Origin of the sequence: Vibrio sp. Vb1755 (assembly GCF_033338635.1) — a bacterium.
In the GTDB taxonomy this organism is placed as follows: domain Bacteria; phylum Pseudomonadota; class Gammaproteobacteria; order Enterobacterales; family Vibrionaceae; genus Vibrio; species Vibrio alginolyticus.
On the sequence record NZ_JAWOTA010000008.1, the window covers coordinates 29,126 to 50,839 of the forward strand.

15 protein-coding genes are annotated in these 21,714 nt (G+C 43.5%); 6 read left to right on the plus strand and 9 right to left on the minus strand.

Annotated elements, in window-relative coordinates; all coding sequences use genetic code 11:
- Together R7E00_RS09480 and R7E00_RS09485 are read left to right on the plus strand one after the other, a co-directional pair.
- The gene (locus R7E00_RS09480) at positions 1-3,141 is read left to right on the plus strand and encodes an efflux RND transporter permease subunit (protein WP_213911255.1); all 3,141 of its coding nucleotides are present in this window, start codon (positions 1-3) and stop codon (positions 3,139-3,141) included.
- A gap of 145 nt (positions 3,142-3,286) precedes the next feature.
- A complete protein-coding gene (locus R7E00_RS09485) occupies positions 3,287-4,216 on the plus strand; it encodes a LysR family transcriptional regulator (protein WP_054579510.1) in 930 nt (309 codons plus the stop codon).
- Between the two features lie 1,233 nt (positions 4,217-5,449).
- Here R7E00_RS09485 and R7E00_RS09490 read toward each other — a convergent pair.
- Positions 5,450-6,349, minus strand: coding sequence for a LysR family transcriptional regulator (locus tag R7E00_RS09490; RefSeq protein WP_137282042.1), 900 nt, complete (start codon positions 6,347-6,349; stop codon positions 5,450-5,452).
- Positions 6,350-6,461: 112 nt separating this feature from the next.
- Here R7E00_RS09490 and eamB point away from each other — a divergent pair, with 112 nt between their 5' ends.
- From eamB to queC, 3 genes are all read left to right on the plus strand, one after another.
- The gene (gene eamB / locus R7E00_RS09495; protein WP_047102681.1) at positions 6,462-7,046 is read left to right on the plus strand and encodes a cysteine/O-acetylserine transporter; all 585 of its coding nucleotides are present in this window, start codon (positions 6,462-6,464) and stop codon (positions 7,044-7,046) included.
- 308 nt (positions 7,047-7,354) lie between these two features.
- Positions 7,355-7,693, plus strand: a complete 339-nt coding sequence (locus R7E00_RS09500; RefSeq protein WP_149192497.1) for a helix-turn-helix domain-containing protein — start codon at positions 7,355-7,357, stop codon at positions 7,691-7,693.
- Between the two features lie 67 nt (positions 7,694-7,760).
- Entirely contained in the window at positions 7,761-8,417 is a 657-nt protein-coding gene (gene queC, locus R7E00_RS09505; RefSeq protein WP_005377298.1) for a 7-cyano-7-deazaguanine synthase QueC, read from the plus strand.
- 310 nt (positions 8,418-8,727) lie between these two features.
- On the opposite strand, the gene queE is transcribed toward queC, so the two are convergent.
- Positions 8,728-9,378: a 7-carboxy-7-deazaguanine synthase QueE gene (gene queE, locus R7E00_RS09510; RefSeq protein ID WP_262606330.1), complete on the minus strand. Its 651-nt coding sequence runs from the start codon at positions 9,376-9,378 to the stop codon at positions 8,728-8,730.
- Positions 9,379-9,594: 216 nt separating this feature from the next.
- Between queE and R7E00_RS09515 the strand changes: the two genes are divergently transcribed.
- Entirely contained in the window at positions 9,595-10,404 is an 810-nt protein-coding gene (locus tag R7E00_RS09515) for a Cof-type HAD-IIB family hydrolase (RefSeq protein WP_017821691.1), read from the plus strand.
- Positions 10,405-10,564: 160 nt separating this feature from the next.
- Here R7E00_RS09515 and R7E00_RS09520 read toward each other — a convergent pair whose 3' ends face one another.
- From R7E00_RS09520 to prpC, 7 genes are all read right to left on the minus strand, one after another.
- Complete coding sequence (locus R7E00_RS09520) at positions 10,565-12,010, minus strand: bifunctional NUDIX hydrolase/phosphatase PAP2 family protein (protein WP_213889422.1); 1,446 nt, start codon at positions 12,008-12,010, stop codon at positions 10,565-10,567.
- Positions 12,011-12,395: 385 nt separating this feature from the next.
- A complete protein-coding gene (locus R7E00_RS09525; RefSeq protein WP_206958243.1) occupies positions 12,396-13,727 on the minus strand; it encodes a trypsin-like serine protease in 1,332 nt (443 codons plus the stop codon).
- Positions 13,728-13,918: 191 nt separating this feature from the next.
- Positions 13,919-14,398 carry a GNAT family N-acetyltransferase gene (locus R7E00_RS09530; RefSeq protein ID WP_005377290.1) on the minus strand — a complete coding sequence of 160 codons (480 nt, stop codon included), beginning with the start codon at positions 14,396-14,398 and terminating at the stop codon, positions 13,919-13,921.
- 189 nt (positions 14,399-14,587) lie between these two features.
- The gene (locus R7E00_RS09535; protein WP_053307036.1) at positions 14,588-16,465 is read right to left on the minus strand and encodes a propionyl-CoA synthetase; all 1,878 of its coding nucleotides are present in this window, start codon (positions 16,463-16,465) and stop codon (positions 14,588-14,590) included.
- A gap of 77 nt (positions 16,466-16,542) precedes the next feature.
- A complete protein-coding gene (gene prpF / locus R7E00_RS09540; protein WP_005377286.1) occupies positions 16,543-17,739 on the minus strand; it encodes a 2-methylaconitate cis-trans isomerase PrpF in 1,197 nt (398 codons plus the stop codon).
- A 9-nt stretch (positions 17,740-17,748) separates the two neighbouring features.
- Positions 17,749-20,340, minus strand: a complete 2,592-nt coding sequence (gene acnD, locus R7E00_RS09545; RefSeq protein WP_213909771.1) for a Fe/S-dependent 2-methylisocitrate dehydratase AcnD — start codon at positions 20,338-20,340, stop codon at positions 17,749-17,751.
- A 156-nt stretch (positions 20,341-20,496) separates the two neighbouring features.
- Positions 20,497-21,639 (minus strand): 2-methylcitrate synthase, encoded by a 1,143-nt coding sequence (gene prpC / locus R7E00_RS09550; RefSeq protein WP_033906152.1) that lies wholly within the window; start codon positions 21,637-21,639, stop codon positions 20,497-20,499.
- Between the last annotated feature and the right edge of the window lie 75 nt (positions 21,640-21,714).

A 21,714-nucleotide genomic window follows, 5' to 3' on the forward strand; every position in this document is an offset into this window, starting at 1 on the left:
ATGAAATTTGCACACTTTTTTATTCAAAGACCCATATTTGCCTCTATGTTATCGCTATTGATATTAATAGTAGGCGCAATTTCACTTTTACAGTTGCCTGTGAGTGAATATCCAGAGGTTGTCCCTCCTACAGTGGTAGTTACAGCAAACTATCCTGGTGCGAACCCAAAAGTAATCGCAGAAACAGTTGCTACGCCTCTGGAGCAAGAAATTAATGGTACAGAAAACATGTTATATATGTTTTCGCAGGCAACCAGTGACGGCAGAATGACATTGACCGTAACCTTTGCTTTAGGTACGGACTTGGACAAAGCTCAGGTTCAAATTCAAAACCGCGTCACTACAGCTTTGCCCCGATTACCAGAAGCCGTCCAACGGTTAGGAGTTGTTGCCGAAAAAGCCTCTCCTGATCTCACTATGGTTGTGCATATATATTCTCCAGATTCTAGCCGTGAAGTCAGTTATTTAGCTAACTACGCTAATTTAAACTTGAAAGATGAGATAGCTCGGCTCGGAGGCGTTGGTGATGTGCGCCTTTTCGGTGGTGACGAGTACTCAATGCGCTTGTGGTTAAATCCAGATGAGCTCGCTTCTAGAAATCTAACCGTAATGGACGTTGTCTCCGCCGTCCGATCTCAAAACCAACAGGTGGCAGCAGGCTCATTAGGTGCGCAACCAGCCGCTAATGAAAACCAATTCCAAGTTTTGTTGAACGTAAAAGGCCGCTTGGAGAATATTGATGAATTCAACGACATTGTAGTAAAAGTTGACGAAACAGGGGCTTTGACACGTCTTAAAGACGTTGCACGCGTAGAGCTAGGTCAAAACTCTTATGCACTGCGCGCCTTGTTAAATGGTAAACCAGCGGTGGCGATGCCCGTATTCCAGCGCCCTGGTGCTAATGCTATTGAGCTATCGAATCAGGTTCGCTCAACCATGGACCGTTTACAAGCAGCCTTTCCAGCTGGAGTTTCATATGAAATAGCCTACGACCCGACCGTCTTTGTTCGTGGATCGATAGACGCAGTGGTTCATACTCTGCTAGAGGCAATTGTACTAGTTGTTGTTGTAGTCATTTTGTTTTTGCAAACATGGCGCGCGTCTATCATCCCTATCATTGCGGTGCCTGTTTCATTAATCGGTACGTTCGCCGTAATGCAAATGCTCGGAGTATCGATTAACACGCTTTCGTTGTTTGGACTTGTTCTCGCCATAGGCATCGTCGTCGATGACGCCATTGTCGTCGTCGAAAACGTGGAACGGAACATCCATAATGGCCTTGCACCACTAGAAGCAACGAAACAAGCAATGACCGAAGTTACCGGGCCAATTATTGCAATTGCTTTAGTGTTATGTGCGGTGTTCATCCCGACGACCTTTATTACAGGGTTATCCGGTCAGTTTTATAAGCAGTTCGCACTAACAATTACGATCTCGACGATTATTTCAGCAATTAACTCGTTGACGTTATCGCCTGCTTTATCAGCACTGCTATTACAAGATAAGAACGCAAAACCCGATCGGCTAACCAAGCTATTGGATGCGGTTTTTGGTAAGTATGTTTTTGCGCCATTCAATAGAATTTTTGAGTACAGCTCGAACCAATATCAAGCTCTGGTCAAGAAGCTGATTCGCTTTAGCCTTGTTGTTGTGGTGGTATACATTGCGTTACTCGGGGGAACGGTTTCTCTATTCAAAGCGGTTCCTGGAGGATTCATTCCTCAACAAGATAAGCAGTATTTAGTTGCGATCGCCCAACTTCCAGATGCAGCAAGTTTAGATAGAACAGAGTCCGTTATTAAAGAAATGGAAAACCTCGCGCTGGCAACACCTGGCGTAGCACAAACCATTTCTTTCCCAGGCTTATCGGTCAATGGTTTTACTAACAGTCCGAATAGTGGCATCGTTTTTGTTACGCTTGAGGACTTCGATAAACGAAATGATCCAACTCTCGGCGCAAATGCGATTGTTGCATCTTTAAATAAGAGCTTTTCAATTATTGATGAAGCCTTCGTTGCGATTTTTCCACCACCACCAATCCAAGGACTTGGATCTACTGGCGGCTTTAAGCTTCAAATCGAAGACCGTGCGAACAAGGGGTTTGATGAGCTCTTCAAGCAATTGAACTTGGTAATAAGTGAGGCATCAACAAGACCCGAGCTGATGGGATTATATTCCACATTTCGTATACAAGTGCCGCAGATGGACATCCAAATAGATCGTGAACAAGCGATGCTGCAAGGTGTTCCTCTAGAGCAGGTTTTTGATGCGCTTCAAGTTTATTTAGGATCGTTGTATGTCAATGACTTCAATATGTTTGGTAGAACATACAAAGTGAATGCCCAGGCAGACATGAACTATCGTCTCGAACCTGACCAAATACTTAACTACAAAGTAAGAAATGCTGCCGGACAAATGGTTCCTCTCGGCGCTGTACTGGAGATCATACCTACGATTGGGCCTGACCGCGTGATGCACTATAACGGCTACCCTAGTGCAGAACTAAACGGCAGTCCTGCTTTTGGTTACAGTTCTGACCAAGCCCAAACGGCTATTGAGGAAGTACTGGCTCAAAACCTAGCAGAGGGAATGGTTTATGAATGGACTGATGTAACCTACCAGCAGATTTTGGCTGGTAACACGATGGTGTATATATTCCCACTTGTTGTTTTGTTAGTTTTCATGGTGCTAGCTTCGCAGTACGAGAGTTTAAAACTGCCATTCGCTATCATTTTGATCGTTCCCATGACCATTTTTTCTGCACTAGCAGGTGTTTGGTTCATTGGTGGTGACAACAATATATTCACACAAATTGCTTTGATTGTCCTTGTGGCTCTAGCGTGTAAAAATGCCATCTTGATGGTGGAGTTCGCTAAAGAACTTAAAGACAATGGCCAAGATACCTTATCAGCGATTTTGGAAGCATGTCGTTTACGTCTTCGACCGATTCTAATGACATCAATTGCATTTACCGCTGGTGTTATTCCATTAATGATTGGTACAGGGGCCGGAGCGGAAATGCGACAAGCAATGGGTATTGCCGTATTCTCGGGTATGGTAGGCGTAACGGTATTTGGATTACTACTCACACCTGTTTTTTACATGTTAGTGAGTCGAAACAAAAAACGTCAAACACTATAACCATAATATAAATACTCATTTAAATTCATAATAAAGGGAGCTATTGCTCCCTTTTCTTTTGGTTATTAAGTATATTAATAATTTCTAGACAGAGCAGTAGTTATACATGAAACTAATACGCTAATATCTAACTTGGATAAACATTGTGGATTTAGCAAATAAACTACACCTGCTTTTAGAAGTCTCTAAAGCTGGATCTTTTGCAAAAGCAGCAGATGGGATGAATATCGACCGCTCTGTTTTATCTAAACACATCAAGCAGTTAGAAGAGCACTTAGGCGTTAGGCTATTAAACAGAACAACTCGCTCTCTTTCATTAACACAAGTCGGCAAGCAAATAGTTGAAAAAGCAGACCAAATATCTCAACTCCTTGATGATACTCAACAAATAGCGGAGAACTTTCAGACTGAGCCTTCAGGGAAAGTACGAATTTCAAGCTCAACATTATTTGGAAAACTCTATCTACAACCTTCGATAGAGAAGTTTTTACATAAGTACCCAAAAGCAAGTGTTGAACTAATGCTAGATGATCTTCATGTAGACGTGATTAGAAGTAATTTTGATATTGCTTTTCGAATCGGACCTATGAGGGATTCATCAATGGTAGCAAGAAAATTAGCAAAAAATACGACTGCAATCATTGCTTCTCGAAATTTAATTGAAAAACATGGTAACCCAGAAACGCCTGATGAGTTAGTTAAGCTACCTTTTATTATTTATTCAAATGGTAATTTTATTGTCGACAAACTTAAATTCTACGACAAAGAAAAATCAGATGGTTTAGATACATACCCAATATCAGGATCATACATGGTCAATGAAGCTGAGCTAATAATTGAAAGCGTAAAGTCAGGTCTGGGCGCAGCACTCATAGGTCAATTTATGCTTCCTAACAACCTAGAGTCTTCTAATTTAGTTCAACTTTTACCAGAATATGAAACTCAAGATTTTGGTGATATTTATGCCATGTACTCACACCGTCAGCAATCACCATTGGTTAGGGCATTCATTGATATCGTTCAAGAAGAAATTGGCATACCACCAGTATGGGAAAAGCATTTCAATAAAAGCTAGGTGATTCTATTTAACCAAAATTAGCAGAAAATAAAAAATAAAATAAAATCAATAAATTAAACCAGTAACGTTTAATATTCATCGAAGTTTAATGTTAGGTGAATTAAGTTCCATTCTAAATGGCGCTTAATTCACTAAATATAAAAAATTCTTGATTTATAATACTAACAAATCCATCACCTATACAAGTTACGATGTATATTGAAGAAAAACACACCTCGGTCACTAGTTTGTTAGTATATAAAATATCTTATCTTATTTTTTTGGTTATTTATACGTTAGCAACGATTTACTTTAGCGTAAAAATGGACAAAAGCACATCGGAGAACTCTCTTATAGAAATGACTCAAATAGCATTTGTGCTTTTTTCATCGTTAATGTGTTTGTATAAATCTAAGGAATATCTTGAACTCAAACACATATTAGTAATAATGTCTTCATTTTTTATGGTTATATTCGTTAGAGAAATAGACTACCACATAGAGCAGTATTTCCCTCACGGTTCATGGAAGTATCCTGCTTGGATTATAATAGTCTCGGTCTGTTATTTTTGTTTTAATAATATAGTTAACATAAAAAATGAGGTAAAACTTTTCATTTCTCATTCTAGCTTCACGACATTAACGATTGGATTTTTTATTGTTTTCTTATTCTCACGATTTGCAGGGTATGGTGATTTTTGGGTCGAGTTCATGGGGAACTCATACAATAGAGACGTGAAAAACTTGGTTGAAGAAAGCTTAGAGTTACTAGGTTACGCGATACTTTTAAACGGTGTTTTACTTATTAAAGTAGAAAATCACTAAGTATAAATAAGAGTTCAGAGCTTGTAGTTCAAGCTTTGAACTTTTTTGGCTAAAAAAAAGCAGCAAATTATATTTGCTGCAAATGATGAAAAAAACAATATGCGTAAGTTAACTTCCTAGCAATGGATGCGTTAACGAGTTAATAATAACGAACCGTAACAATTAAGTCTCGTTGAAAATAATCCATAAAGAATGGCATTTATTACACTGTTAATTATGTAACCTTATCTAATCTAGTTATCACACGCCGTCGTTTTTATATCTTATCTCTTTCCGTCAATAAATAGCTCTTCACATCAGATCCCATTTATCATCCCACAACAGTCGGATTCACAACAAAGCAATAAAAATCAATAAATTAGAAGTAGCCACTTAAAAAGTAAAAAGGAGTAAAAACGAAACTATGTCAGATAGAACATATTAAAGATCACCGGCTCTGAGTAGAAAACCGTTCATACTCGTTACGCATACAATCAATAAAGACTTCCATCGCCGGCGTCACACACTTCCCAGCATGATAAGCACAAAGTGGCTTGATCATCTGTGAAAATTCGGTGAACTCAAGCTCTTGTAAACTGCCCTCTTGCAACTCTTTTTCAACCGTAAAACGAGGTAAATAAGAGATACCAATATTACTCTCAACGCAGTTTTTGATCGTATTAATACTGCTAAGTTCGATCATGTTGTCGATGCTAATATCACGCTCCTGAATAATGCTCTCAAACATCTGTCGAAAAAGGCACTTAGGGCCATTGCTTATAAACCCTAAATCAATATGTTGCTCTCTCTTCTTTAAATCTAGCCCTTTTAAAAGCGGTGAAGCAACCAATACCAGTGGCTCGTGCTCAAACTCGTGGACCTTGAGCGTATCGTCATTACCAACTCGATAAAACACACCTAAATCAGCTTTATCCGCTATCAACTCATCTCGAATCTGATAGCAATTTTGTGATTGCAGAGAGAGTCGAACATTGGGCGCTCTGATCCTGAACTCTTTTAAAACATTAGCCATCTTATAAGCAAGTTGAGTCTCAGCAACCAGCACTTTCAATTCACCGGTCGGCTCCGAGTTTTCTTGCTGTGCTGTTCCCTCAATATTTTCCATCACTCGCGCCAGTTCATAGACGTAAGGCAGTATCTTTTCTCCTGCTTGAGTCAAAACCATCTTACGCCCTATTTTTTCGAACAGCTGCAAAGACAGATCTTGTTCCAACTGCTTGATTTGAAAGGTGACGGTTGATTGCGTGCAATAAAGCTTCTGTGACGCTTTTAGAAACGATCCTTCTTCAACAATAGCTTTAAAAGTAAGAAAGCGTTTTAGATTCATGACTAGACTCCACAACCAACAGTTCAATAAATTAAAAGTCTAAGTTTTAATTTATTCGATTTTTTAATCAATTGTAGCGAAGTATAGTGCAGTAAAAACAGGAGAGATAGAGATGACCGCCATCTACACCGCATTTTTTACTTACGTAATCATTACTTCAATTACACCAGGGCCAAACAACATTTTATCGCTCAGCATCGCGACGCAATATGGACTAAAACGCTCAACAAAAGTGATTTCGGGGATGTTTTGTGGCTATGTTGTTTTGATGCTACTTTGTGGAGCTTTCACGTATAACATGATCAGCCTCTTGCCCGTGATTACACCTTGGCTAACATGGATTGGAGCAGCTTATATTGTTTGGTTGGCTTGGGGGCTTGCTACGAGTGAGATCAAAACTTCACCGGATAATTCTAAAGGTATCAGTTTCTTAACAGGTTTCGGTTTGCAGTTCGTTAATGTGAAAATCATTCTTTATGGAATTACCTCTATCTCTACGTTCGTACTGCCCCACACTCAGAATATCTACTGGATCTTAGCGACTAGCCTCATTCTTGCTTTGATCGCACTTCTTAGCAACGTAGTCTGGGCCGTTGCAGGAAAGCTACTTCAATCGCAATTCCAAAGATATGGCAAAGTCATCAATATGAGCTTAGCAGCAGCTCTGATCTATTGTGCGACACAGTTATTTACTTAAGTATATAGTTGATCATCAAGAACAATATTGCTCTTCAACTTAGACGACTACGTTTATGTGAAGAGCAAATTCTGCTCTACAAATCGCTGCGGTTTCTCGTGCCCTTACTCGCTCCTCCCACTCCTTCATACGGCAGTTTTTGAAGAAGTAGATTCAACGTCACTTAATCAACCTAAAGATACGAAATCTTGTTTAGCTATACATACACGGCCTTGGCGACCTCGGTAATAACTAAGTATTACTTAGTATACACAAATCAGAAAAACTAAGATAATCTTAGTCATCCAAGTCCTTCGTATGAACTTTAAGTGTTGTTTAATAACCCACTCCCAGCCCGCCTTAAGCATGCGCGTAAACAAGCGAATCTGTCCCAAAAAGCACTGGGCATCCGTATCGGCATGGATGATAGTTCTGCAAGTGCAAGGATGAATCAATACGAAAGGGAGCGCCATACTCCCGACGTAAAAACGCTCAAACTTATCGCAGATGAGCTAAACGTGCCTCTAAACTATTTTTTTTGTGAAGATAAAATCACCGCTGAACTTGCTGTGAATCTCCACAAGCTGTCAAATGATGACAAGCAAAGAGTGCTTGAGAGCACAGCCCAGCTGATTGCGGACGCAATCGCCACGAAGTCGAGTACGTAATTGGGATTAAACGCCTAAGAATACGTATCAATACCAAAGAATCAAAGAGCATAACTAAGGGTTCAACATGGCTACAACAAAAGCACTTGTGGTTTTTTCCGGTGGGCAGGACTCTACGACCTGCTTAATCGATGCATTAAATACATATGATGAAGTTCATGCTATAACGTTTGATTATGGCCAGCGTCATTCAGATGAAATAGATATCGCTATCGAATTAGGTAAGCAACTTAACATCAAAAGCCACAAAGTCCTGGATGTAAAATCAATTAATGAGTTAGCGATAAGCTCGCTGACAAGAGACAACATTCCGGTATCTAATGACTTAAGCGACGCTAACGTACCCAATACATTCGTTCCAGGGAGAAACATTCTCTTTCTTACTTACGCATGTATCCATGCTTACCAGCTTGGCATTCAAGACATCATTACGGGAGTCTGCGAAACAGACTTTAGTGGTTACCCTGACTGCCGAGACAACTTTATTCGCTCTCTAAATCTCTCTTGCAATTTAGGTATGGATAAAGCCTTCAACATTAAGACTCCTTTAATGTGGCTTACTAAAGCCGAGACCTGGGCTCTAGCTGATAAGCACAATATGTTGGAGTTTGTCCAAAACAATACTTTAACATGTTACAACGGAATCGTTGGTAAAGGCTGTGGTGAATGCCCAGCGTGCCTACTGCGACAAAGCGGCTTAGAAGAATACTTAGCGAGCAAATAGTCTTTGTTAGCGGTAATAGCGCTGGGATAAAACCTTTTGCGTTAGCTTCTAAACGTTTTATCTCAGCGTGAAACTCCAGCCAACAGAGCTTCATTTTGATGCCGCCAGATTGGTGGCATCAATTAAATGCGAAACGATTGTCGAACCAAAGATAGCACCACACCACAGCAGCCAACACTGCTTAGCTTTTACAACGCTATAAATTGTTTAGATATATCGACAATGTTTCGATAGCAAAGCTACCAACGGCATTACTCGCGAAACCGGAATTAGATAGAAAAGCTACCTCGAATGATGACGAGTCTCTCGTCTAAGCAATACTCAAATATTTATGAGTTTGAACAGACAAACGCCAATTGCGGGCAATGCACGTATCAATACACAATTGCGTAGCACGAGGCTTCTGGCTAATTGGTTGTAGTGCAATGATAGTCTCAGCCGCTACGTTCGCATTTGCTAAAAGATCATCAAGGTGGTCGATGTCTTTCTGGGTGCCGACTGGATGCTTAATCTCATTTGCCCGCTCTAACGCGCTATTAAGCACTGGTAATTTACCTTTCATTGCTACTTTTGGTGACACTGTCACCCACGTATTTTCTGAAGTAATCACTTCTGATGTGCCACTGGTTTCAATTTGGCATTGGCACCCCATATCTTCAAACGCCTTTGTTAAAGGGCGCAGATCATAAATACAAGGCTCTCCACCAGTAATCACGATATGCTTAGCATTAAAGCCTTGCTGTTGATATTGCTTTACGATGTTCTCGGCAGATGCAACACACCACGTCGGAGAATCTTCCGTTTTCACCAGAATATCGCCTATTTGACGTTGATCATTCTCATCTGCATACCACGTTTGTTTGGTATCGCACCATGAGCAACCAACCGGACACTCTTGAAGCCGAACAAAAACAGCAGGGACTCCAGTAAAAACCCCTTCCCCTTGGATGGTTTCAAACATCTCATTTAGCTTATACAACGCAGAACTCACTCAACTCATAACATTTCGAGGCGAAGACCATAATGGACACGCGTGTCTAGGTCAATTTAAACCAAAAATTAATTGTTAAAATAGACCATTTTGTAGTTTCATAGCGTAATGAATATAGGTTTCTGGTTAACGTTAAACCAAGCCTTTTTCACTGACAGATCCCAAAAAACTTTAAGGTAAGAAATGATGTATAAACTGATCGCACTAGATATGGATGGCACGCTACTCAATAGTGATAAAGCCATTTCTGAAGAAAACAAACAAGCGATCGCAAAAGCTCGAGAAGCAGGCGTTACTGTCGTTCTCGCTTCTGGTCGCCCATTAGAAGGAATGCAAGACAAGCTCGACGAACTGAATATCCATTCCGATCGAGATTTTGTTCTTTACTACAACGGTTCGATGGTCAAGAACGTAGGCACAAACGACATCATCCACCAGCAAATCATAGATGGTAAAGCTGCAAAATTGGTGGCGCGAAAAGCCGAAGAGCTAGGTGCGTACGTCCATGCTTTTAGTCAAGTTCATGGTTTAATCACCAACGAACACAACCCTTACACCGATATTGAAGCAAAGATAAATGGCTTAAATGTCACCGAGATGAACTTCGAATCACTAGAAGACGATCATCCAATCATCAAAGCTATGATGGTTGCTGAGCCAAGCAAACTAACAGAAGTTATAGCAGCACTGCCAGCTGAAATGCGCGAAGCGTTTACGGTTGTTCAAAGCGCTCCGTTTTTCCTTGAGTTTCTTAACCCTGCGAGCAACAAAGGTATTGGTGTTGCCGCAATTGCCGAGTATCTGGGAATTAAACCGGAAGAAGTTATCTGTATGGGTGACGCAGAAAATGACCACCACATGCTGAAATACGCTGGCCTTGGTATCGCGATGGCAAATGCAATGGAAGAAACCAAGCAAATCGCTGACTACATTACGGCAAGTAATGATGAGCACGGTGTCGCTAAAGCTATAGAAAAGTTCGTGCTCAATGCATAGCCCTTTCCGCCATGTCTGTTGCGTTAAGCTTCTTACGTTTAACACCCCTAGCCGTCCAAGATAGGCAAGCGGCGTTGTTCGTAGACTAAACGTGTAAAAGCCTTGCTGTAATGCAAGGCTTTGTTTTTACTCAAATACTAATAGATAACAAATACAGCCATCAATCTAGCAACGTTTTGCTCGGTTGGTTTTCACAAGTCAGCTTTCTTGCAAGCAGCATAAATAACAACATTAATAATGGATAATGTAACGTCGACAAGACTAATGACCACAAACCGCTAAACGATACGATATTAGCCGAGTACAAATAGAGTTGATCAACAAGCAACAATGCCAGCGTCACAAAGATCATCTGCCGAGTATCTAAATGTGCTTTCGACTCTTTAAATGTCATGGCCAACGCTGATGCAGTGATTAAAATTGCTAACCAGCGACCAAACACAGGTAATGGCCAGATGACGGAGATGACCGCTGTTGTCGCAGTCATAATGAACCAGACGCCTTTTGAGCTTAGAACTTGATCAACGTTCACATCTTGATTTGTCTCCAGTCGAAGAACATGCCAAGCCACCAAGCTACCTAACAGCGCGCCAAATAACATATCTAAAATAAAGGCACTGCCGAGGAAAAACTTACCTGACACCACTGTAAGAGTGATGAACACGAAGACTGCCGTTGTTCCATTCAAACCAAAATACTGGGTTCTATGAAACAAGAACGTCAGCACACAAAACCACACAGCGATAGGCAAGCTAGGAAAACTAAAGCCAAAGCTGTGCGTTAACTCCATCATTGGTATATAGACATGTGGGCGCGGTAGCGAAAAGCCTTGTTGAGCGACAAGCACCATAAGCGACGTTGCACTAATTGCGAAAAAAAGTCGGTACACAAACCGGCTACCAAAGCGCATCATGGCAAAAGGAAATAGAAAGAGTAGTACCGTTGGTTCTGTCAGATCTATAACGAGTTTCGAGATCTGACTAGCTACCTCGTAACTCGTTTCTGACAACGCCCCTACCCAACTCTGTATATCTATCAGCCACGCCAATTCAACCTGACGAAATGAAGGCGCGGATTCAATCAGCTGAGTCACATAAGATACAGATTGCTTTGTAGCTTGATCAAAAAACTGAGTGACTTGTGGCCATTGCTCAGGATAACGATACAAAGATGATGGTAATTCAGATGGGCTAAGCAGCATAGCTGACGCAACTTCTACTCCATAATGAGGGGCAAACCAAATAGGCAGTTCATTTCCACCTAAAGAGTTATTCATAGAAAAAGCGATAATGTCAGAGTCTGATATACAGTCGTAAAAAATCGCAGTGTCCGTTCTGCCAAGCTCCTCTCCAACCGTAACCACTATACCGGTTTCTTCCCACGTTTCTCGTTGAGCAGCAACTTGTGGAGACTCACCATCAATAATGGTTCCGCCAGGTAGAGAAATCTTATCCGTTAATACTTCATGAACTAGCACTAACTTGTCATCAGCGCGAACAATACAGAGCGCTCCTTTAACTTCGCTCGCAGTGGCTTTAGCCGTAGAGATCGGTGAAACAGGTAACAAAATAAAACAAAGGATGAGTAATAACAGCTGTCTCAACACAAAATATGACCTTAAATAAACATAATGATAACCAATGAATCATGGCAGTTAATCTTATCTTTTTCGACAAAAATTAAGTAACGAGTTATGCCAAACTGAGTTGATCGCGTAAAACCTGATCTCAACGCTCACTGGAGAATAATTTAATGCAAACCTGACAAAAATCAGACAAAACATAAAATGTTGATCGCAATTCTGCCAGTTATATAAAGATAACGTCAGGAAAAAGTCATACACATTTTGTGGGTTCTCATAGTTGACACAATAAAAAAGGGCTTATTATTCGCAAACAATAAACCCCAGTTATGGTAACTATGTACTGATCGTTGAAACCAAGAATGAATCTTATCTCATGGTCAACGAATCAAATTCACTGGCCCGATCGTTAGTTAGACGTGCAATTCTCATCGCCTACTTTTTGCCAAACACCCCAAGGCCCTGAGTCTGCTGGGTTATCACCTTGAGTCCACCACTGCGCTTGCCAAACTTTACCATTCCAAGTGACCGTATCTCCTTTGAGATACACTAAGCTGGCTTGCCATACAGTTGTACAGCTATCTGTGGGAGGCGTTGTCACCGTTTTCGCTTGAGCAGATACTAACGCTTGGTATTGTGTGCTGGTCTTATCAACGTTGAAGTTCAAAGCCACTCTTGCTTCTCCGCTCTGAGTAGCACCAAATTCAACATCAACACGACAACTTGCATTCATTGCTAACGTCGCCTTAGAGCACTGATCATTGGCAATAACAGCTGCATCAGTAACACCCGAAGCAAACGCGCGAACATTTTCCACAGTGAACGTGGTGTTCCCTGAATTCTGGATAACAAAGCTATGTTGCTGTAACTCCCCAACATAAAATGATGCCAGTGTCTGTTCGGTGGTGTATCCAACAGAAACATTCTCTTTTGGTGGTGTTGCTGTTCCGATAACACCATCGACAAAATTGCGCATAGCAGCGATATCGCTATAAACCCCATACATACCAGGACGAGCACAACCTATTCCCCAACTGACCACACCAAGTTGAGTAATTACACCACTGCGATTAATGACGATTGGACCACCACTATCTCCCTGACAAGAATCTATCCCACCTTGAGGAATACCCGCACAGAATGACACTTCTCCAACCGTTGTGTAGTTGCCACCGGCTTGACGGCAAGTCATATCCGACACAAGTGGGACGTCAACCTCTTGCAATCGAGACGGAGAGCTTCCTCCTTCAGAAGTTCGCCCTAAGCCAGCAACACTAAGCCAATCTCCGATGCTCGCGTATTGCGTTAGACTGCCATCGGCAATTTCAACTGAAGAAACACCTTGAGGAACAGAGTCGAGCTTCAATACCGCGAGGTCATGAGAAAGCGTCGCGCGGCGATATGCCGGGTGCATATGGATCTCACTGACGTTTGCACGAACACCATCACTACCGTTATAAACAACGCCACCGATTTTAACCGCAATCTGATTCGGAGAATCACCCTCAACACAATGTGCAGCAGTCAGGACGTAACCATTCCCGATATAACTGGCCCCACAATATGATCGGTTACCATAACGACTAACAATTTGGGTGTAGAATTTCCAGTCACGTGGGTCGGCAGTTACTCCGCCTACGATCTGGGGTTGGATAGTATGATTTTGCGTCTGTGACAAATCATCAGCACTTGCGAACATTGGCAAAACGGCTAAAGCAAGTAACGATTTTGTTAGTTTCAAAATATTGTCCTCTTGTTTTTGTAAGCACGATCCTCGTGCTACTAATAAACAAGCAGACAAAAACGCCGATACCAATGTGGGTGCATATCAATTTGTTAACATTGCGAGCAACTTATAGAGAAAAGTCTATTGACGAACTGAATGATTTCAATTCGATCGAACCTAAATCACAATATTAAAGTTAAATACGATTATTCGTTCAGCGGTTTTCTTAAATAGTGGATATGGTGTGCAAACCCTTGTTTTTCATACAAAGATATTGCGCCCTGGTTAAAATGCCATACTTCAACAAACATCTGTTTTGCACCGTAATCAGAGAACGTTGACTCAATTTTATTAATCAAAGCCTGCGCCGTACCTTGTTTTCGATATTCAGGCAGCACATAGAGCTCATCCACGCTTCCCATCATAACTGGCTGGCTGACGGTAGAAATAAGTTCACAGAAGTGACCAGAAATAAAGCCAATAATTTCATCTCCTTGTTTTGCTACGTAAACAAGGCACTCAGGGTCGTCAATATATCGAGCAATGCTTTTTTCTTGTTCTATCTCCTCTGCCGTTTTGAAAAGCTCAGGAGATTGAAGATGATGCTCATCATGAAGCTCGAACATAAGATCGTTGAGCAACTCTAGGTCGCTAAAACACGCAGGTTTAATCGCAAACGTGGTCATACAAAGGGTCACTAAAAATGGAATGGCTGTAGTTTGTGAGGAAAACGTCGTATTGGCAAGTCACAAATGCTTTCACGATACGTTTGTACTGTTTGAACAACAAAAAGGCCCCTGCACTTAATAAACGTACAGAGGCAGAACCAACCAACAGAGTTCGAGGATCAGGGGTTAGTTAGAATTGAGTTTTTCTCAGCGTCGTAGCACTCGCTCAATTTCGTTCAAGCTACTTGGGTCATCAATCGTTGACGGAACGGTGTATTTTTCACCATCAGCTATTTGACGTATAGTTCGACGCAAAATTTTACCTGAACGTGTTTTCGGTAAACGGTCTACAACCAACGCATGCTTGAAGCAAGCAACTGCACCTATCTCACTACGCACTTTGCCCACAAGCTCACCTTCAAGGTCTAGCTCATCCACTTTTACACCGTCTTTTAGTACCACAAAGCCAAGTGGAAGCTGACCTTTTAGATCATCGTGGATACCAACCACCGCACATTCTGCAATCGCTGGGTGGCCTCCTACTATTTCTTCCATTTCACCTGTCGACAATCGGTGTCCCGCGACATTAATCACGTCATCAATACGTCCCATAATAAACAGGTAACCGTCTTCATCCAGATAGCCACCATCACCTGACACGTAGTAGCCTGGGAATTGGCTAAGATAACCAGTTTCAAAACGGTCATGATTACGCCAAACCGTTGGCAGACAGCTTGGTGGTAGCGGACGTTTTAATGCGACAAAGCCTTGTAGGTTAGGCCCGACAGCCTCTCCAAGTTCATTCAGAATCTCGACCTGATAACCCGGAATGGGCTTCGTCGAAGAACCAGCTTTAACTGGCATCATTTCGACACCTGTCGGGTTGCCCGCGATGGCCCAGCCCGTCTCGGTTTGCCACCAGTGGTCAATAACGGGCTTGTCCGCTTTGCTCTGAACCCACTCCAGTGTCGGAGGGTCAAGGCGTTCTCCCGCCATAAAGATGGTTTTCAGATTCGACAAGTCGTACCGTTTTAAGTGCTCGCCTTCCGGGTCCTCTTTCTTAATCGCACGAAACGCCGTTGGAGCAGAGAACAACGCATCTACTTTATATTCATCACACACTCGCCAAAATGCCCCAGGATCCGGTGTTCGAACAGGCTTGCCTTCGAATAGGATGGTAGTGCAACCGTGAATCAGTGGAGCGTAAACAATGTAAGAGTGCCCTACTACCCAGCCCACATCAGATGCCGCCCAAAAGACGCCATCTTGAGGAATGTTATAGATTGCGCTCATGGAGTACTTCATCGCGACAGCATGGCCACCGTTATCACGCACAACGCCTTTCGGCTTACCTGTCGTACCCGATGTATAAAGTATGTAGAGCGGATCGGTTGCTAACACCGGAACACAACCATGTGGCAGCGCTTGGTTGTACTCTCGCTGCCAATCTAAGTCTCTATCTTGGTTTAGCTCAGCGTCGCACTCTGGACGTTGGAAAACAAACACTTTCTCAGGCTTCCAACGGCTGTCCATAATGGCTTTGTCTACCATTGGTTTGTATGGAATGACTTTGTTGATCTCAATCCCGCACGACGCAGTCATGATCACTTTCGGCTCTGCATCTTCAATTCGTACAGCAAGCTCATTAGGTGCAAAACCACCGAATACTACGGAATGAATCGCCCCCAAACGCGCGCAGGCAAGCATCGCCATTGCGGCTTCTGGGATCATCGGCATATAAATAACGACTCGGTCGCCTTTTTCAACACCTTGAGCAGACAGCATGCCAGCAATTTTTGCTACTTGGTCACGTAGATCGCTATAGGTGTACGTGGCTTTACGACCTGTCACTGGCGAGTCATAAATGAGTGCAGTATTATCACCGCGTCCTTGCTCGCAATGGTAATCTAATGCTAACCAGCACGTATTCATTACACCATCTGGAAACCAACGTTCTATGCCGTTTTCATCAGATTTCAAGATAGTTTTAGGAGATTCGAACCAATCGATATTCTCCGCTTGAGCGCGCCAAAAACTCTCCGGTTCATTCTTCGCCCATAAGTATTCTTTTTCGTATGAAGACATATTGCTTCCTCCAGTATGTCCTGACATTGCTCTCGTTCTACTCAAAGATCGCTCTTTTAATCCAAAGATCGTCTCTTTTAATCGAAGACATAGAAGGGTACACGCACAAATCCCTCCATCAGTATTCTCGCACTTCGGCTCATAATGGCTTTTTGCACCACCCAGCCCTGCTCAGTTTGCTTCGCTTGTGCCCCAACTTTTAACGTTCCTGACGGGTGACCAAAAGTCACGGACTCTTTTTCACCGCCACCAGCGGCTAAATTCACTAACGTTCCGGGCACACACGCAGCAGAAGCGATAGCAACGGCTGCTGTTCCCATCATTGCATGATGTAGCTTGCCCATCGACAGCGCGCGAACGAGCACATCAATATCCGACTCATTAACGGCTTTACCACTTGAAGACAGGTAACTTTTCGGTTTAGAAACAAACGCTATTTTCGGCGTATGTTGGCGTGTTTGAGCTTCTTCTAAATCAGAAATCAGGCCCATTTTTAACGCGCCATATGCACGGATGGATTCGAACATCGCTAATGCTGTGTCATCGTTGTTGATATCGTCTTGCAGCTCTGTGCCCTGATATCCTATCGATTCAGCATCAATAAAAATGGTTGGTATGCCCGCGTTAATAAAGGTCGCGTTGAACGTACCCACATCCGGCACCACCAAATCATCAACTAAGTTACCCGTTGGGAACATACTTCCTTCGCCATCGGAAGGATCAACAAAATCCACTTGAATTTCTGCCGCTGGAAACGTGACACCATCGAGTTCAAACTCTCCGGTTTCTTGGACGAAACCATTGACGATTGGCACGTGAATCAAAATCGTTTTGCTTATGTTCACTTGCCAAACACGCACCGTCACAATTCCATTTTCTGGAATGCGGTCTTGTGGAATCAGCCCAGCATGAATGGCGAAGGGACCAACTGCCGCAGACAAGTTGCCGCAGTTACCACTCCAATCGACGAATGGTTTGTCGATCGACACTTGACCAAATAAGTAGTCAACATCGTGATCGGCTCTGCTGCTGCGCGAAACAATCACTGTTTTACTGGTGCTTGACGTCGCGCCCCCCATGCCATCAATTTGCTTCGCGTAAGGATCAGGGCTGCCAATAACGCGTAGCAACAGTTTGTCACGTGCGGCTCCAGCCACTTGCGCTTCTTGAGGTAAATCCTCTAGGTTGAAAAAGACACCTTTACTCGTGCCGCCACGCATGTACGTCGCGGGCACTTTTATTTGGCTTGTTTGATTCGGAGTATTATTTGACATACGCACTCCTTATTGTGCCAAGAAATCTTGCGCGAAACGCTGCAGAACACCGCCCGCATTGTACACGTGAACTTCGTCAGCGGTATCTAAGCGACAAGTAACCGGAACATCGACTTTATCGCCGTTGCTGCGTGTGATAACCAGCGCTAAATCAGCGCCCGGCTTGATTTCTCCAACCACGTCGTAAAGTTCCGTACCATCCAGCTCTAGCGTATTGCGGTTAACGCCCGACTTAAATTGCAGTGGTAGTACGCCCATGCCAACCAAGTTAGTACGGTGAATACGCTCAAAGCCTTCAGCAACAATGGCTTCTACGCCTGCCAGTCGAACGCCTTTTGCTGCCCAGTCACGGGATGACCCCTGACCGTAATCCGCGCCAGCCACCACGATCAATGGTTGTTTACGATTCATGTAGGTTTCAATCGCTTCCCACATACGAACCACCTGCCCTTCTGGCTCTACACGAGCCAGAGATCCCTGCACGACTTCGCCGTTTTCCTTCACCATTTCATTGAACAACTTTGGGTTAGCGAAGGTCGCGCGTTGCGCCGTTAAGTGGTCACCACGGTGAGTCGCGTAAGAGTTGAAATCTTCTTCTGGCACACCCATTTTCGCTAAGTATTCACCTGCTGCGCTGCTTCCAAGAATCGCGTTGGATGGTGATAAGTGATCAGTGGTGATGTTGTCGCCCAGAATCGCCAATGGACGCATACCAGACAATGTTCTTTCTCCCGCTAGCGCACCTTCCCAGTACGGTGGTCGGCGGATGTAGGTACTCATCGGACGCCAGTCGTACAGCGGGTTGGGATTTTGCTCTTGATCATTCAGCTTAAACATCTGAATGTAAACTTGCTTAAACTGCTCAGGTTTAACATGAGTACCGACAACTGCATCGATCTCTTCATCGCTTGGCCACAAATCATTGAGATAAATTGGTTTGCCGTTTTGGTCCGTGCCAAGCGCATCGCGCTCGATATCAAAACGAATTGTACCGGCTAGTGCATAAGCGACAACCAATGGTGGTGAAGCCAAGAAAGCTTGTTTGGCGTACGGATGGATTCGGCCATCAAAGTTACGGTTACCAGAAAGCACCGCTGTCGCATATAAATCACGGTCGATGATCTCTTGTTGGATTTTTGGATCCAGCGCACCACTCATACCGTTACAAGTTGTACATGCGTAACCAACAATGCCAAAGCCAAGCTTCTCTAGCTCTGGTAACAAGCCCGCTTCTTCCAGATACAAGCGTGCAACTTTAGAACCCGGAGCAAAAGACGATTTCACCCAAGGTTTACGTACAAGACCAAGTTCGTTGGCTTTCTTCGCGACAAGGCCAGCAGCAACCACGTTTCTTGGGTTACTGGTATTCGTACATGAGGTAATAGCAGCGATGATCACTGCACCATCTGGCAACTCGCCTTCTTTCTCTTCCCACGCTCCAGAAATACCGCGCTGTGCCAACTCAGAAGTTGGTAAACGACGATGAGGGTTTGACGGACCAGCCAAGTTACGGCTAACTGATGATAAATCGAACTCAAGTACGCGCTCGTAAACGGCGCTATCAAGATCGTCTGCCCAAAGACCGGTTTGTTTTGCGTAATTTTCTACTAGAGCAACTTGTTCTTCATCTCGACCAGTTAGTTTCAAGTAATTGATGGTCTGCTCATCAATATAAAACATGCCAGCTGTTGCGCCGTATTCTGGTGTCATGTTTGAAATCGTTGCGCGGTCTCCGATCGTTAGATCACGTGCGCCTTCTCCGAAGAATTCAAGATATGAAGATACCACACGCTCATTACGCAGAAACTCAGTAATCGCGAGGACAATATCCGTTGCGGTAATGCCCGGTTGACGTTTACCCGTCAGTTTGACACCGACAATATCTGGTAGACGCATCATTGATGGTCGGCCAAGCATGACGGTTTCTGCTTCCAGACCACCGACACCTATCGCAATAACACCAAGAGCGTCTACGTGAGGTGTGTGACTGTCCGTACCCACACAGGTGTCTGGGTAGGCAATGCCCTGCTTTGCTTGTACCACAGGAGACATTTTTTCCAAGTTGATTTGATGCATGATGCCATTCCCAGCTGGAATCACGCTGACGTTTTCAAACGCTGTTTTGCACCACTCGATAAAGTGGAATCGGTCTTCATTGCGGCGCTCTTCAATCGCGCGGTTTTTGTCGAAGGCATTAGGGTCAAAGCCCGCATGTTCAACCGCTAAAGAGTGGTCAACGATCAATTGTGTCTCAACCACTGGGTTCACTTTTGCAGGATCGCCGCCCTGATCTGAAATGGCATCGCGCAGACCCGCTAAATCGACTAGAGCGGTCTGACCAAGAATGTCATGACAAACAACGCGTGCTGGATACCAAGGAAAATCAAGATCGCGTTTGCGTTCAATTAACTGTTTCAGGCTATCTGTCAATGTGTTCGGGTCACAGCGACGGACCAGTTGCTCAGCTAGCACGCGAGAGGTATAAGGGAGTGTTTCATAGGCTCCAGGAGAAATGGCATTGACGGCTTCGCGTGCATCAAAATAATCCAGTTGAGTTCCCGGAAGCGGCTTACGATATTGGGTATTAATATTTGTATTCATGGTTTGCTTCCATTCAGTCTTTACATCTTACCTTCATCAAGGTTTTCCATTGCTCCAGAAACACAGTGATGAGAGGTTCTCCTTCCTCTGTTAGAGAGAATGACAAAGGAAGGAGGTGGTCAACCAAAGCATATAATGCCCTCGTTGACCTTCGCGCTAGCGATTCTCGATAGGCACCCATTCTTGATGATCTGGGCCCGTGTAATCAGCACTTGGGCGAATAATACGGTTATTGGCACGCTGTTCATAAACGTGTGCAGCCCAGCCCGTTAAACGACTCATCACAAAGATTGGGGTAAATAGTTTGGTTGGAATGTCCATGAAGTGGTAAGCCGATGCATGGAAGAAGTCCGCATTACAGAACAGACCTTTCTCTCGCTTCATCACTGATTCAACACGCTCAGAAACCGCATATAGATGTGTATCACCAACTTGCTTCGATAACTCTTTGGACCAGCGTTTTATTAAGGCGTTGCGAGGGTCACTTTCACGATAAATCGCATGACCAAAGCCCATGATCTTGTCTTTATTGGCTAGCATTTTCATGATGTTCGCTTCCGCCTCGTCGGGCGTTTGCCAATCTTCAATCATTTCCATCGCCGCTTCGTTCGCACCTCCGTGAAGTGGTCCACGAAGCGTACCGATTGCTGCCGTGATACAAGAATGGATGTCTGACAACGTTGATGCACAAACGCGTGCTGCGAATGTAGAAGCATTAAACTCATGTTCAGCATAAAGAATAAGCGAGCAATGCATCACTTGTTTGTGCAGCGCAGATGGCGCTTTGTCTGTAAGTAATCGCAAAAAGTAACCACCGATGCAATCTTCAGTCTGATCCTCGGTGTTGATACGCACGCCATCATGACTAAAGCGGTACCAGTAACAGATGATGGCAGGGAACAAGGCTAGCATACGTTCGGTTGCTTTCAGTTGCTCCTCGAAGCTCATTTCCTGCTCTAGGTTACCCAATACAGAACAACCCGTGCGCATTACGTCCATTGGGTGTGCGCTTGCAGGAATCAACTCTAAAGCTTGTTTTAGCTCGGCTGGCAAACCTCTAAAGCTGAGTAGGTGTGTCTTGTACGCATCAAGTTCTTGTTGATTCGGCAAGTGACCGCGTAACAGAAGGTGAGCCACTTCTTCAAACTGTGCGTTGTTCGCAAGATCAGTAATATCGTATCCACGATAAGTTAAACCAGTTCCCGTTTTTCCGACAGTACATAAAGCTGTGCTTCCTGCGCTTTGACCACGAAGGCCTGCGCCACCTAATTCTGCTTTCTTTTCTGCAGTTTGAGACATTGTTTGAACTCCTTTTCTGTCTGACTTTTCCCTCTCTGGGGTGTTTTTAGCCAAACGAATTTCACGTTATTAGAT

Bases quoted from the DNA above. Each gene is read 5' to 3' on its own strand.
- acnD (WP_213909771.1), bottom strand. From the start codon at position 20,340: ATGAATACAAATATTAATACCCAATATCGTAAGCCGCTTCCGGGAACT.
- eamB (WP_047102681.1), top strand. From the start codon at position 6,462: ATGACCGCCATCTACACCGCATTTTTTACTTACGTAATCATTACTTCA.
- R7E00_RS09530 (WP_005377290.1), bottom strand. From the start codon at position 14,398: ATGACCACGTTTGCGATTAAACCTGCGTGTTTTAGCGACCTAGAGTTG.
- prpC (WP_033906152.1), bottom strand. From the start codon at position 21,639: ATGTCTCAAACTGCAGAAAAGAAAGCAGAATTAGGTGGCGCAGGCCTT.
- prpF (WP_005377286.1), bottom strand. From the start codon at position 17,739: ATGTCAAATAATACTCCGAATCAAACAAGCCAAATAAAAGTGCCCGCG.
- R7E00_RS09535 (WP_053307036.1), bottom strand. From the start codon at position 16,465: ATGTCTTCATACGAAAAAGAATACTTATGGGCGAAGAATGAACCGGAG.
- R7E00_RS09515 (WP_017821691.1), top strand. From the start codon at position 9,595: ATGTATAAACTGATCGCACTAGATATGGATGGCACGCTACTCAATAGT.
- R7E00_RS09480 (WP_213911255.1), top strand. From the start codon at position 1: ATGAAATTTGCACACTTTTTTATTCAAAGACCCATATTTGCCTCTATG.
- queC (WP_005377298.1), top strand. From the start codon at position 7,761: ATGGCTACAACAAAAGCACTTGTGGTTTTTTCCGGTGGGCAGGACTCT.
- queE (WP_262606330.1), bottom strand. From the start codon at position 9,378: ATGTTTGAAACCATCCAAGGGGAAGGGGTTTTTACTGGAGTCCCTGCT.
- R7E00_RS09490 (WP_137282042.1), bottom strand. From the start codon at position 6,349: ATGAATCTAAAACGCTTTCTTACTTTTAAAGCTATTGTTGAAGAAGGA.